Source organism: Paraburkholderia sp. Ac-20347 (assembly GCF_017104805.1).
Classification (GTDB): Bacteria; Pseudomonadota; Gammaproteobacteria; order Burkholderiales; family Burkholderiaceae; genus Paraburkholderia; species Paraburkholderia tropica.
The window spans coordinates 1-13,765 of record NZ_JAAGPN010000216.1 but is presented as its reverse complement, the minus strand read 5'-3'; the positions used below and the strand labels follow the sequence as shown (position 1 = coordinate 13,765).

At 66.1% G+C, this 13,765-nt stretch carries 12 protein-coding genes and 1 pseudogene; 7 read left to right on the top strand and 6 right to left on the bottom strand.

The window, feature by feature from the left end; all coding sequences use genetic code 11:
- The 7 genes and pseudogenes from G3N97_RS29185 to araH form a co-directional block, all read left to right on the top strand.
- Positions 1-509 (top strand): annotated as a pseudogene (locus tag G3N97_RS29185) (aldehyde dehydrogenase (NADP(+))); the annotation flags it as partial.
- Positions 510-565: 56 nt separating this feature from the next.
- A complete protein-coding gene (locus tag G3N97_RS29180; protein WP_065064761.1) occupies positions 566-1,924 on the top strand; it encodes an MFS transporter in 1,359 nt (452 codons plus the stop codon).
- Positions 1,925-1,996: 72 nt separating this feature from the next.
- Complete coding sequence (locus G3N97_RS29175) at positions 1,997-2,926, top strand: dihydrodipicolinate synthase family protein (RefSeq protein WP_205996428.1); 930 nt, start codon at positions 1,997-1,999, stop codon at positions 2,924-2,926.
- Between the two features lie 55 nt (positions 2,927-2,981).
- Positions 2,982-3,911, top strand: coding sequence for a Gfo/Idh/MocA family oxidoreductase (locus G3N97_RS29170; protein WP_065064756.1), 930 nt, complete (start codon positions 2,982-2,984; stop codon positions 3,909-3,911).
- Between the two features lie 68 nt (positions 3,912-3,979).
- Entirely contained in the window at positions 3,980-4,984 is a 1,005-nt protein-coding gene (locus G3N97_RS29165) for an arabinose ABC transporter substrate-binding protein (RefSeq protein WP_205996427.1), read from the top strand.
- Positions 4,985-5,028: 44 nt separating this feature from the next.
- On the top strand, positions 5,029-6,588 hold the full coding sequence (araG, locus tag G3N97_RS29160; protein ID WP_205996426.1) for an L-arabinose ABC transporter ATP-binding protein AraG: 1,560 nt from the start codon (positions 5,029-5,031) through the stop codon (positions 6,586-6,588).
- A 109-nt stretch (positions 6,589-6,697) separates the two neighbouring features.
- Positions 6,698-7,708, top strand: a complete 1,011-nt coding sequence (gene araH, locus G3N97_RS29155; protein WP_065064750.1) for an L-arabinose ABC transporter permease AraH — start codon at positions 6,698-6,700, stop codon at positions 7,706-7,708.
- Positions 7,709-7,764: 56 nt separating this feature from the next.
- Here araH and G3N97_RS29150 read toward each other — a convergent pair whose 3' ends face one another.
- The 6 genes from G3N97_RS29150 to G3N97_RS29125 form a co-directional block, all read right to left on the bottom strand.
- A complete protein-coding gene (locus tag G3N97_RS29150) occupies positions 7,765-8,490 on the bottom strand; it encodes a FadR/GntR family transcriptional regulator (protein ID WP_205996425.1) in 726 nt (241 codons plus the stop codon).
- A gap of 60 nt (positions 8,491-8,550) precedes the next feature.
- Positions 8,551-9,372 (bottom strand): ATP-binding cassette domain-containing protein, encoded by an 822-nt coding sequence (locus G3N97_RS29145; RefSeq protein ID WP_205996424.1) that lies wholly within the window; start codon positions 9,370-9,372, stop codon positions 8,551-8,553.
- Positions 9,372-10,382 carry an ABC transporter permease gene (locus G3N97_RS29140; RefSeq protein WP_205996423.1) on the bottom strand — a complete coding sequence of 337 codons (1,011 nt, stop codon included), beginning with the start codon at positions 10,380-10,382 and terminating at the stop codon, positions 9,372-9,374. Before G3N97_RS29140 ends, G3N97_RS29145 begins: the two co-directional genes overlap by 1 nt.
- Entirely contained in the window at positions 10,382-11,536 is a 1,155-nt protein-coding gene (locus tag G3N97_RS29135) for a sugar ABC transporter substrate-binding protein (RefSeq protein WP_205996422.1), read from the bottom strand. Before G3N97_RS29135 ends, G3N97_RS29140 begins: the two co-directional genes overlap by 1 nt.
- Positions 11,537-11,872: 336 nt before the next feature.
- The gene (gene yjfF, locus G3N97_RS29130; protein WP_241030899.1) at positions 11,873-13,009 is read right to left on the bottom strand and encodes a galactofuranose ABC transporter, permease protein YjfF; all 1,137 of its coding nucleotides are present in this window, start codon (positions 13,007-13,009) and stop codon (positions 11,873-11,875) included.
- Between the two features lie 55 nt (positions 13,010-13,064).
- Positions 13,065-13,765 (bottom strand): ABC transporter permease (locus G3N97_RS29125; protein ID WP_205996420.1); only part of this gene is annotated, 701 nt, incomplete at its 5' end.

Here is a 13,765-nt window from a genome sequence, read left to right as displayed (position 1 = left end):
CTCTCACGCCGCTCGCACGCGGCGCGGCGGCGCCCGGCCGCGCGCAGGCGGCGCTGCTGCGCGTGAGCGCGAGCGATCTGCTGGCGGACGCCTCTCTCGGCGAGGAAGTGTTCGGCCCGAGCAGCGTGCTGGTCGAATGCGCGGACGTCGCCGAACTGCGCGCCGTGCTGCGCCATATCGAAGGCCAGCTGACGATCACGATGCACGCGGACGCCGCCGACGGCGATCTCGTGGGTGCGCTCCTGCCGCTCATCGAGCGCAAGGCGGGCCGTCTGCTGGCGAACGGCTTCCCGACCGGCGTCGAAGTGTGCGATGCGATGGTCCACGGCGGCCCGTTCCCGTCCACCTCGGATGGCCGCAGCACCTCGGTGGGCACAGCGGCGATCGAGCGTTTCCTGCGCCCGGTCTGCTACCAGAATCTCGCCGACGGCTGGCTGCCCGACGCGTTGCGCGACGCGAATCCGCTGCACGTGAAGCGGCGTTTCGCAGGCAGGCCCGAGGTCGCCTGACCGGCAACCGAAGGTCACACGAAGCGCACCGCCGCAAAAAGAATCAAGGAGACAGGATGACGAATTCGCAGGCGCTGAATGCCAGCAACACCGGGGCGCACGCGAGTGGCTCGAGCGAGGAAGAAAAGCACATCGTCGGCCATATCGCGCGCCGCCTCGTGCCCTTTCTCGCGCTCATCTACGTGGTCGCTTACGTCGACCGCACCGTGGTGGGTTTCGCCAAGCTGCACATGAACGCGGCGATTGGCCTGAGCGATGCCGCGTACGGCATGGGCGCGGGTCTGTTCTTCGTCGGCTACTTCCTCTGCGAAGTGCCGAGCAATCTCGCGCTCTCGCGCTTCGGCGCGCGCGTGTGGTTCGCGCGCATTCTCTTCACGTGGGGCGCGATTACGATGGCGATGGCCTTCGTCAGCGGTCCGAAGAGTTTCTATGCGCTGCGTTTTCTGCTGGGCGCCGCCGAAGCCGGGCTCTATCCCGGCATTCTGTATTTCCTCACGCACTGGTTCCCGATGCGCCATCGCGCGCGCGTGATCGGCCTGCTGGTGCTCGCGCAGCCGATCGCGGGCATCGTCACCGGTCCGCTCGCGGGCGCGCTGCTGGAAACGCATGGCTTTTTCGGCCTGTCGAACTGGCAGACGCTGTTCGTCGTGAGCGGCCTGCCCGCCGTGCTGCTGTGCATTCCGACGCTGCGCCTGCTGCCCGAATCGCCCGCGCACGCGCGCTGGCTCGACGATCATGAACGCGCGTGGATCGAACGCGCGCTGGCCGCCGATCGCCGCAGTTATGCGCTCGATCCGCATCGCAATCCGTTCGCGGCGCTCAAGGACCGGCGCGTGCTGCTGCTCGCGCTGCTGTTTCTGCCGTTTCCGCTGAGCATCTACGGTTTGTCGCTGTGGCTGCCGACCATCATCAAGGCGTTCGGCGTGACGGATTCGACGGCGGGGCTGCTTTCGGCGGTGCCGTATCTGTTCGCGGTCGCGGGGCTGCTGATCGTGCCGCGCCATTCGGACAAGCGCCGCGAGCGTTACGGCCACATCGTCGTGGTCTCGGCGTTCGCCGCGCTGACGATGGCCGCGAGCGCCTGGTTCCGCACGCCCGCGCTGCAACTCTTTTTCATCTGCCTGACCGCGTTCTCGATCTACTCGATCCAGGCCGTGGTGTGGGCGCTGCCCGGCGAGTTTCTGACCGGCGCGAGCGCGGCCGTGGGGATCGCGATGATCAACTCGCTCGCGAATCTCGGCGGCTATCTCGGCCCGTATGGCATCGGCATCATCAAGGACGCGACGGGCAGTCTCGCGGCCGGTCTGTATTTTCTCGCGGCGACGCTGCTGTTCGCGGTGCTCATGACCTTCGCGGTGCGCGCCGCGCTGCGTCCGCAGCCGCCGGCATCGGGCGCGCTCGCGCGCGAGTCGTAAGCGTGGCCCGATAACGTACACAGCAGGCGTGCCCGCGCGGCACACCGACATTTTCAAAGCAGGACAGACATCATGACTACGAGCCGTACGCCCCGTTACACGGGCATTTTCCCCGTCGTGCCGACCACCTTCACCGCCACTGGCGAACTGGATCTGGCGAGCCAGAAGCGCGCCGTCGACTTCATGATCGACGCGGGTTCGGACGGCCTGTGCATTCTCGCGAACTTCTCCGAGCAGTTCTCGGTCACCGACGATGAGCGCGAGCTGATCACGCGCACCGTGCTCGAACACGTCGCCGGCCGCGTGCCCGTGATCGTGACGACCACGCATTACGGCACGATCGCGTGCGCGGCGCGCAGCAAGCGCGCGCAGGACCTCGGCGCGGCGATGGTGATGGTGATGCCGCCGTATCACGGCGCGACCTTCCGCGTGCCCGAGCAGCAGATCTACGAGTTCTACGCGCGCGTCTCGGACGCCATCGACATTCCGATCATGATTCAGGACGCGCCCGCGAGCGGCACGGTGCTGTCCGCGCCGTTCCTTGCGCGCATGGCGCGCGAGATCGAGCAGGTCTCGTACTTCAAGATCGAAACGCCGGGCGCGGCGAACAAGCTGCGCGAAGTGATCCGCCTCGGCGGCGACGCGGTCGAAGGTCCGTGGGACGGCGAGGAAGGCATCACGCTGCTGGCCGATCTGCACGCGGGCGCGACCGGCGCGATGACGGGCGGCGGTTTCCCGGACGGCATTCGCCCGATCATCGTGGCGCACCGCGAAGGCCGTCTCGACGACGCCTTCTCGCTCTATCAGAAGTGGCTGCCGCTCATCAATCACGAGAACCGTCAGGCCGGTCTGCTCGCCTGCAAGGCGCTGATGCAGGAAGGCGGCGTGATCGACTGCGAACTGCCGCGCCATCCGCTGCCCGCGATGCATCCGGAGACCCGCAAGGAACTCGTCGATATCGCGCGACGCCTCGATCCGCTGGTGCTGCGCTGGGGCAAGTAAGCGAAGACAGGCTGTTGGTTCGTGATCCGAAATAAAACAAGGTTTGGAGATCGGTATGAATGCGTCGTACAAGCTGGGCATCGTCGGCGTGGGCAAGATCGCGCGCGATCAGCATCTGCCCGCCATCGCGGGTAACGCGGGCTTCGAACTCGTGGCCGCCGCGAGCCGCAACGCGCAGGTGGACGGCGTGCGCAATTACGCCGATATCGGCGCGCTGCTGGCCGCCGAGCGCGACCTCGACGCCGTGTCGCTGTGCGCGCCGCCGCAGGTGCGCTACGAACAGGCGCGCGCCGCGCTCGAAGCGGGCAAGCACGTGATGCTCGAAAAGCCGCCGGGCGCGAGCGTGAGCGAAGTGGAAGCGCTGCGCGAACTCGCGAAGCAGCACAAGCGCACGCTCTTTGCGACGTGGCATTCGCGCTGCGCGAGCGCGGTCGAACCGGCGCGCGCGTGGCTGGCCGAGCGCACGATCCGCGCCGTGCATGTGCGCTGGAAGGAAGACGTGCGCCGCTGGCATCCGGGGCAGCAATGGATCTGGGAACCGGGCGGCCTCGGCGTGTTCGATCCGGGCATCAACGCGCTCTCGATCGTCACGCGCATCCTGCCGCGCGAGGTGCTGCTGCGCAGCGCATCGCTGCACGTGCCGTCCGACTGCTCGACGCCGATCGCGGCCGAACTCGATTGCATCGACACCGACGGCGTGCCGGTGCGCGCCGAATTCGACTGGCGTCACGGTCCGGTTGAGCAATGGGAAATCGACGTGGAGACCACCGAGGGCCTGCTCTCGATCTCCGAAGGCGGCAAGCGTCTCGCGATTGCGGGCGAGCCGGTCGAGCTGGGCGCCGAACGGGAATATTCGGCGCTCTATGAACGTTTTCACTGGTTGATCGCGCACGGCACCGACGACGTGGACGTGCGCCCGCTGCGCCTCGTGGCCGATGCGTTCCTGCTCGGCCGCCATATCGAAGTCGAGGCCTTCGGCCACTGAGACATCGTCGCAATAGCCCTATAAACCGTTTCACCACACGCAACAGCGCTATCAGAGGAGACATCAGCATGACCAGCAACATCCGCCGCTTTACCCTTCGCGCCGTGCTCGCGGCCCTGTGCGTCGCGCCGCTCGGCATGAACATGGCGGCGCACGCCGACTCGCCCACCAAGATCGGCTTTCTCGTGAAGATGCCCGAGCAGGCGTGGTTCATCAACGAGCAGAAGGCCGCCACGGCGCTCGGCCAGAAGGAGAACTTCTCGGTCGTCAACATCGGCACGCCGGACGGCGAGAAGGTGCTGGCCGCAATCGACAACCTCGGTGCGCAAGGCGCGCAGGGCTTCGTGATCTGCGCGCCCGACGTGCGTCTCGGACCGGCGATTCAGGCGCGCGCGAAGCGCTACAACATGAAGTTCGTGACGGTGGACGATCAGCTCGTCGACTCGTCGGGCAAGCCGCTCGGCAGCGTGCCGCACCTCGGCATGTCGGCGTTCAAGATCGGCAATCAGGTCGGCACGGCGATCAGCGACGAAATGAAGAGGCGCGGCTGGAAGCCGGAAGAAGTGGGCGCGCTGCGCATCACCGACTACGAACTGCCGACCGCCAAGCTGCGCACCGACGGCGCGACGGCTTCGCTGATCGCGGGCGGCTTCAAGAAGGAAAACATCTTCGACGCGCCGCAAAAGACCACCGACGACGAAGGCGGCTTCAACGCGGCGTCGCCCGTGCTCGCGCAGCATCCGAACATCAAGAAGTGGGTGATCTTCGCGCTCAACGAAGAAAGCGTGCTGGGCGCCGTGCGTGCGACCGAGCAGCTGCATCTGCCGGCGTCGGACGTGATCGGCGTGGGCATCAACGGCGCGGGCGAAGCGTTCGCCGAGTTCCAGAAGAAGGCGCCCACGGGCTTCTACGGCACGATCGCCGTCAGCTCGACGAACCACGGCAAGGACAGCGCGCAGAACCTCGTCGAATGGATCCGCACGGGCAAGCAGCCGCCCGCCGATACGCAGACCACCGGCAAGCTGATGACGCGCGACAACTGGACGGCTGTGCGCAGCGAACTGGGTATCTAAGGCATCCGTAGCCATACGGAGGCGACGGCAAGGGCAGAGATGCAATGACTGAAACCATGACACATGCAGATGCCGCGAACGCGGCCGGTACGCGCCAGGCGGGGAATCAACAGGGGAAGCGCGCGTATCTGGAGCTCGACGGCATCACCGTGAGTTTTCCGGGCGTGAAGGCGCTCGACCGCGTGGCGCTCGACGTGCGCGCGGGCGAGGTACACGGCCTGATGGGCGAGAACGGCGCGGGCAAGTCCACGCTGCTCAAGGTGCTCTCGGGCGTGAACCAGCCGCAGGCGGGCACGTTGAGCCTGAACGGCGTGGAGCAGCGCTTCACGACCACGCGCGCGGCGCTCGACGCGGGCATCGCGATCATCTATCAGGAATTGCATCTCGTGCCCGAGCTGACCGTGGCCGACAACCTGATGCTCGGGCAGTTGCCCAACCGCTTCGGCGTGCTCGACGAGCAGACGCTCGTCAAGCGCGCGATGGCGGAGCTGCAGCGGCTCGGCGAGCGCATCGATCCGCGCACGCCGGTGAAGAATCTCTCGATCGGCCAGCGTCAGATGATCGAGATCGGCAAGGCGCTGATGCGCGATGCGCGCGTGATCGCCTTCGACGAGCCGACGAGTTCGCTCTCGGCGCGCGAAACCGAAAACCTCTTTCGCATCATCAACGCGCTGCGCGCCGACGGCCGCGCGATTATCTACGTCACGCACCGCATGGACGAAGTCTACGAGCTGTGCGACCGCGTGACGGTGTTCCGCGACGGCAAGCGCATTGAGACTTTCGATTCGGTCGCCGACCTCGACCGCAATCGGCTGATCGCGGCGATGGTGGGGCGCTCGATCGAGGACGTCTACGGCTATCGCGCGCGCAAGGCCGGTCCGGTGCTGATCGAGGCGAAAGGGCTGATGGGTCCGGGGCTCGCCGAACCCGTGTCGTTCCAGGCGCGGCGCGGCGAGATCGTCGGCTTCTTCGGGCTCGTCGGCGCGGGACGTTCCGAACTGATGAAGCTGCTCTACGGCGCCGAGCGCCCGAGCGCGGGTCACGTCGAACTCGACGGCAAGCGCGTGAATTTCGCGAGTCCGCGCGACGCGGTGCGGGCGGGCATGGCGCTGTGTCCCGAGGATCGCAAGCAGGAAGGCATCGTGGCGATCGCCTCGGTGGCCGACAACCTGAACATCAGCGCGCGCCGCCATTTCAGCCCCGCGCGTTTCCTGCTCGACGCGAAGCGCGAACGCGCGCTGACCGACGACTACATCAAGAAGCTCTCGATCAAGACGCGCAACGGCGACACCGCCATCGGCACGCTCTCGGGCGGCAATCAGCAGAAGGTGATTCTGTCGCGCTGGCTCGCCGAGCGCATCGAAGTGTTCCTGATGGACGAACCCACGCGCGGCATCGACGTGGGCGCGCGCGCAGAGATCTACAACCTGCTGTACGAACTCGCGGAAGCGGGACGCAGCGTGATCATGGTGTCGAGCGATCTCGCCGAAGTGATCGGCGTGGCCGATCGCATCATCGTGATGCGCGAGGGGCGCATCGCGGGCAGCGTCATGAAGGCCGACGCCTCGCCTGACGAACTGATCAAGCTGGCGTTGCCGCGCTAAACCCGCGCCAACACGCATTACCCCCTTAATTGACGTTGTTTTCCGGACGCACGCCGCCTTACGCAACACGCGGCGAAGCGCGCGTTCGATCCGTAACGATGAACCAGAGATGAGTGAAGCCATGCAGCCACAGGGCACGCCTACCGTCAACGAAGCCGCCGCGCCGATCACGCCGTCGCGTGCGCGCGCGTGGGACATGATCAACAAGTCGGGCATCGTCGTGGTGTTCGTGGTGCTGTTTGCGGTGCTTTCCGCGACGGTGCCGGATTTCCTCACGACCCGCAATATTCAGGGCCTTTTGCTCTCCGTGACGCTGATCGGCTCGATCGCCGTCACCATGATGTTCGTGCTCGCGCTGGGCGAGGTCGACCTGTCCGTCGCGTCCATCGTGGCGTTCTCGGGCGTGGTCGCGTCGACCGTCATCACGCAGTCGCATAGCGTGATCCTCGGCATCGTCGCGGGCGTGCTCGCGGGCGGCGCCGTCGGTCTCGTCAACGGCGTGCTGATCGCGCGCTTCAAGATCAATTCGCTGATCGCCACGCTCGCGATGATGGAAGCCGTGCGCGGTCTCGCCTTCCTCACCTCGAACGGCGACGCCGTGATGATCTCGGAAGAGCGCTTCTTCGATCTCGGCGGCGGCTCCTTCCTCGGCATCTCGTTTCCGATCTGGAGCAACATCATCGGCTTCGTGGTGTTCGGCTTTCTGCTGAAGAAAACCGTGTTCGGCAAGAACGTGCTCGCCGTGGGCGGCAACGGCGAGGCCGCGCGTCTCGCGGGCCTGCCGGTCACGCGCATCAAGATCACGGTGTTCGTGCTGCAAGGTCTCGTCACGGGCTTCGCGGGCGTGATGCTGGCCTCGCGCATGAGCCTCGGCGATCCGAAGACTTCGGTCGGCCTCGAACTGGGCGTGATCTCGGCGTGCGTGCTCGGCGGCGTGTCGCTCACGGGCGGCGTGGCGACCATCTCGGGCGTGCTGGTGGGCGTGCTGATCATGGGCGCGGTGCAGGACGCCATGAGCCTCATGAACGTCCCCACGTTCTATCAGTACCTGATTCGCGGCGGCATTCTGTTGCTCGCCGTGCTGTTCGACCAGTTCCGCCGCAGCAAGCGGGCAGTCTGAGCATGACGCACGGCGGCGCACGCATGAACGCGAACCTTGACGCGTGCTCAGCTCGCTCAGGTTTCGAGCGCCGCGCCGCCGAGTATGGAATTGGCGTCCTGCCGAGCGTTGTCGAGCTGCACCACGCTCGCCTGGCGCGCGGCCAGCGCGTCGCGATGCTCGATCGCCGTGAGGATCGCCTTGTGACGAGGCAGCGACAACGCGTGCGTGTTCGGATGCCGGCTCGTGAACTTGATCGACTCGGTCAGCGCGAGCGACAGCATGTTGCCGATGTAGGCGAGCATGTCGTTGTGCGTCGCGGCCATGATCGCGCGATGGAATTCGAGGTCGGGTTCGAGCAGATCGGAAGCCGTTTTGGCCTGCTCCATGCGCGCGTAGGCCTTGGCGATGCGCACGCGTTCCTCGTCGGTCGCGGAGATGGCGGCGAGCGCGGCGGCCGCCGGTTCGATGATCTGCCGCACCGTGAGCAGCGCGCGGAAGAATTCGCCCTCGGGAATGCTGTTGACGGTCCAGAACAGCACGTCGGGATCGAGCATGTGCCATTCGTCGCGCGGGCGCACGATGCTGCCCACGCGCGGCTTCGACACCACGAGACCCTTGGCCACGAGCACGCGCGTGGCTTCGCGCAGCACCGGGCGGCTCACGCCGTAGGTCTCGCACAGGGTGGGTTCGGCTGGCAGACGCTGGCCCGGCAGCAGCTTGCCGCCGACGATCTGCATGCCGAGTTCCTGCACGATGCGCCCGTGCTGGCTCTTGCGTTTCTCTAGATTGCGGTAATCCATATTCGTCCTGCCGGAAGCCCGGCGAGGGGTTCCGATCAGGCGTCCCCCTGTTGTGAGAGCCTACTGCGCGCTGGTGGCGCGCATGGCCCGATATTCCCGCCGCACGATGTCCATGAGCTCCGCCACCGAAGTGAGCGCGCTCTTTTGTTCATAAGTTACACGGCCACGCTGCATCAACATCACGCGATCCGCAATATCGAGGGTCTGCGCATAGTTGTGCATGATCATGATAATGGATAGCCCGCCTTTTTCCTTCAGACGAAGGATCAGGTCGATGATGAGCCCCGCCTCGCGCGCGCCCATGGCGGCGAGCGGTTCGTCGAGCAGCAGGATTTTCGCGTTCGAATGCACGGCGCGCGCCACCGCGATCGCCTGGCGCTGACCGCCCGAAAGCCGTTCGACCGGCAGATCCACCGACGGCACGTGCACGCCGATATCGTCGAGACATTGCGCCGCGCGCTCGCGCATCTGCTTGTGATCGAGCAGCTTGAACGGACCGCGTCGCACCAGCTCGCGATTGAGAAACATGTTGTGATAGATGCTCAGCGAATTCGCGAGCGCGAGATCCTGATAAACGCATTCGATGCCGAGCGAGCGCGCGTGATCGACGGAACGCAGCAGCGTTTCCTGGCCGTCGATATACAGCGTGCCGCCGGTCTGCTGATGAAAACCCGTGAGGATTTTCACGAGCGTGGATTTGCCCGCGCCGTTGTCGCCGAGCACGCCGAGAATCTCGCCTTTGCCGAGCGTGAGCGACACGCCGTCGAGCGCCGTCACCGCGCCGAAGCGCTTCACGAGTTTGTCGCCGCGCAGCGCGAGCGGGGCGTTGGCCACATCCGCGGCGACGTCCGCGCCGCCCTTGAATGCCTGCGATTCGTCCATCAGCGTGCTCCCCGGCGGCGAATGCGGCCCACGTGGATATTGAAGATCATCGCGGCCAGAATCGCGGCGCCGAGGATGATGTTGAACGTGAACGCGTTGATGCCGATGAGCGTGAAGCCGTCGTTCAGAATGCCGAGCACCGCCGCGCCGATCAGGCCGCCCACGATCGTGCCCGAGCCGCCCGTGAGCGGCGTGCCGCCGATCACGGCCGCCGCCACGGCGAGGAACATGATCTGGTTGCCGCCCGCCTGCGGATCGATCGAGGTGATGCGAAAGCCTTCGAGGATGCCCGTGAAGCCCGCGAGCACGGCGGCCAGCACGAAGTTGCCGAGCCGCAGCCGGTTTACGCGGATGCCGGCCTCGCTCGCGCCGATGGGATTCGCGCCCGCCGCCTGCGTATGCAGACCCCAGCGCGTGTGCCGCAACAGCACGTGCATGACGAAAGCGAGCGCGATCGTCCAGAGGATTTCGCTGTAGCCCCACGCGCCCATGAAGGCCGCGAACGCGGGCGAGCCGGGCGTGGCGGCGGGCGTGCCGCGCGACACGGTCAGCGTGATGCCGTTGATGAGGAACAGCGTGCCGAGCGTGGTGACGAAAGAGGGCAGGCGCAGCCACACCGTCACCGCGCCGTTCACGAAGCCGATCACGGCGGCGGCCACGAGCCCGGCGATCACGGCGAGCCACATGGGCGCGCCAGCGTCGTTCGCGAACACCATCATGAACGGCGCGAACGCGAACACCATGCCCGCCGAGAGATCGATGTCGCCGCCGATCATCAGCATGATTTCGCCGAACGCGATGATCGCCACCGGCGCGATGAACTGCGAGAGGTTGACGAGGCTCGCGTTGGTTAACAGGAAGTCGTGGTTCGCGAATTCGAACCAGGCGGCCAGCAGCACGGCCACGAGCAGGATGCGCAGCTCGGGCGCCCAGTGCGATGCGAACGAAACCCCCGCGCGTTTCGGCGCGCGGGCGGTTTCCAGCTTGCGAGGTTCGTTCACCGTATCCATCACGACTTGATCGCGCCGCTCATCGGCACGATTTGCGGCTTGGTGGTCTTGCCTTCGTAACGCGTCGAGGTGTTCAGATACGGCTCGACGGTCGCCTTCGTCACGAACTTCAGACCCGTGTTGATGTTGGCCGGCCCGACGAGGCCGCCCGAGGCGAGGAACACGAACGCCTCCATCACGGTGTAGAAGCCTTGCACATAGGGCTGCTGGTCGATGGTGAAATCGAGGAAGCCTTCGTGAATGAGCTGGATCGTGGTGGGCAGCAGATCGAAGCCGCCGCCGTGCACGCCCTTCGAAGGCAGATTCGATTCCTTCATCACCTGCGCGACGCCCTGCGTGCTGCCCGCATCGACGGCGAACATGCCCTTCAGATCCTGGTGGCCCAGATAGAACGACTTGATCTTCGAGAGTTCTTCGTTGACGGTCGCGCCGGTGGCGACGGTCTGAATGTCGATCTTCTTGCCGGACTTCTTGATGGCGTCGCTCGCGCCGTCCAGACGCGGCTGGATGTTGAGCTGACCCGGCGTGGCGATGAACAGCGCGACCATGCCGCTGTCGATCAGACTGACGATGCGCTCGCCCATCTGATACCCCGACAGATACAGATCCTGGCCGATATACGCGAGACGCGGATTGGTCTTGCCGCGCGGCGCGTCGGCGTTATAGGCGAACACCGGAATGCCCGCGTCGAGCGCGGCCTGAATGGGCTTGTCGAAGGCGCTCGGATCGACGATCGGCACGGCGATGGCGTCGGCCTTCGCGGCGATCGCCGAATTCACGGCGCGCACCATTTCGCCCGCGTCGGAGGTGGCCGAGCCGGTCCACTGATAATCCATGCCGAGCAATGAGCAGGCATCCTGAATACCGTACTGCGTGGGCACGAAGAACGGATTCGTCGTGACGTGATTCACGAACACGATCTTCCATTTCTTGTGCGAGGGGAACGCCATGTCCGCCGCTTGCGCCGACGAAATCAGGCCGCCCGCGCCGCCTATTCCGCCGAGCAGCGAGAGCGCCGCGCCCAGTCCCGCGCCTTGCATGAGGCCGCGCCGCGCGCTGCTGAACACGCCGCCTGGCGCGCTGTTGTTTGCATTGTCCGCGTGGTCGTTGTTGCCTTGTTTGCCGCTGTGCTCGTCATCCCGTTGCTGCGCCATGTCTTCCTCCGGCTCTCTTCTTCGTGGTCGATGTGGTCGACTGTGCGTCGATCGCGTGCGTGCAGATGCTGGACGGCACCGGGAACTCGCAGACGGGCGGCTTTCACGGCGCAAGCGCGGCGAAAGCACCGAAAGGATCGTGAGCAGAGAGCGGCGCGTGTCGCGTTCAGGCATGTTCGGCAACATGCGTCGTGCGCCGTGCGGTACCGCAAAAAATCTTAGTGCAGCGCTGATGCGCCTCCTAATCCATGTATACCCCTAACTAGTCCGACTATTGGCTTGCGGCGCGCCGGAGCGATCAAATGCTGGGACGACACGACGTTCAAGCCAGTGTGTTCAGGCGCGATGCGGCGGCGGCGGCGCGGCGGCCAGCTTCGCCTGATCGAGCGGCGCGGCCGGTTGCGTGCGCGCGTTGCGCGTGCGCGGCGCGTTGCGTCCGCCGCCGGTCGATTTGCGGCGCGCCGCGTGGCGTTCGGTGGCGCGCTGCATCAGGCAGAACGCGCAGAGCAGGGCGCCGATCACGATGCGCGTCCACCACGAACTGAGCGTGCCGTCGAAGGTGATCAGCGTCTGGATCGTGCCGAGGATGCCCACGCCGAACACCGAGCCGATCACGTAACCCACGCCGCCCGTGAGCAGCGTGCCGCCGATCACCGTGGCGGCGATGGCGTCGAGTTCCATGCCCTGCGCCTGCAAGCCGTAGCCCGAGAGCACGTAGAGCGTGAACACCACGCCGCCGAGCGCCGAGCAGAAACCGGAGAGCGCATACACGCCGATCTTGGTGCGCGCGACCGGCAGACCCATCAGCAGCGCCGAGCGTTCGTTGCCGCCGATCGCGTAGACGTTGCGGCCGAAGCGCGTGAAATGCGCGATCACGATGGCCGCGGCCAGCATCGCCAGCGCCGTGAGCGAACCCGTCGTGAGCGAGCCGCTGCCGACCGGAATGTTGAATTCGGAGAGCGCGTGAAAGCCGGGGTCGTTGATCTGGATGGATTCCGTCGTGATCAGGAAGCACGCGCCGCGCGCGAGGAACATGCCCGCGAGCGTGATGATGAACGGTTGCAAACGAAAGAAGTGAATCAGCGCGCCCATGGCTGCGCCGTAGAGCGCGCCGCACAGCAGCACGAGCGGCACGACCACGTAGACGGGCCAGTGCAGTTTCTCGGTGCCGACGGCGCACAGAATCGTCGTGAGCGCGACGACCGCGCCCACTGAAAGATCGATGCCGCCCGAGATGATCACGAACGTCATGCCGATGGCGACGATCAGCAGGAAGGCGTTATCGACGAGCAGGCCGAACAGCACTTGCAGCGAGAAAAAGCCGGTGTACATCACCGAGCCGAAACCGAACAGCGCGGCGAACAGCACCACGGTCACGACGATGGGCAGCACGCGCGGATCGACGACACGCGCGACGCCGCGCCGGAGCGCGGCGAGCGGGTTCGAATCGGTGGCTTGCGGAGGGCGGTTCATGCTTGACATCCCCGAAATAGTCCTTGTTTGATGCAGTATTTCATGTGGAGGCCGCTCAGGCGCGCGCCCGGCGGCTCACGGCGAGACGCTTGAGTTGCAGCGCCGCGAAACCGCGCGCGGCCGGCGACTGGATCACGCAGACGCACAGCACGACGATCGCCTTGACGACGAGCGTCGCCTCGGGCGGCACGCCGATCGAATAGGTGGTGTAGGTGAGCGTCTGGATGATCAGCGCGCCGAGCACCGTGCCCGCGAGGCTGAAACGCCCGCCCGCGAGCGAGGTGCCGCCGAGCGTCACGGCGAGAATCGCGTCGAGTTCGAGCAGCAGGCCCGCGTTGTTGCCGTCGGCGCTGCGCACATTCGAGCTGATCAGGATGCCCGCGATGGACGCCGTCAAGCCGCAGAACGCATACGCGCCGAACACCACCGCTTGCGACGACAGACCCGCGAGCCGCGCGGCGACCGGATTCACGCCGATCGAGCGGATGAAGAGGCCGAGCGCGGTGCGGTTGACGATCAGCACGGTCAGCAGCGTCACGGCGATGGCGATCCACACGGCGCAGGGCACGAGCGCGAAATAGCCGCCGCCCGCATACAGATAGCCCTTCGCGCCGATGGGGATGATCTGGCCGCCCGTGAGCAGCTGCGCGACGCCGCGTCCGGCCACCATCAGGATCAGCGTGGCGATGATCGGCTGCATGCCCACGAAGGCGACCAGCAAGCCGTTCCACATGCCCGCGGCGAGGCCGACGAGCA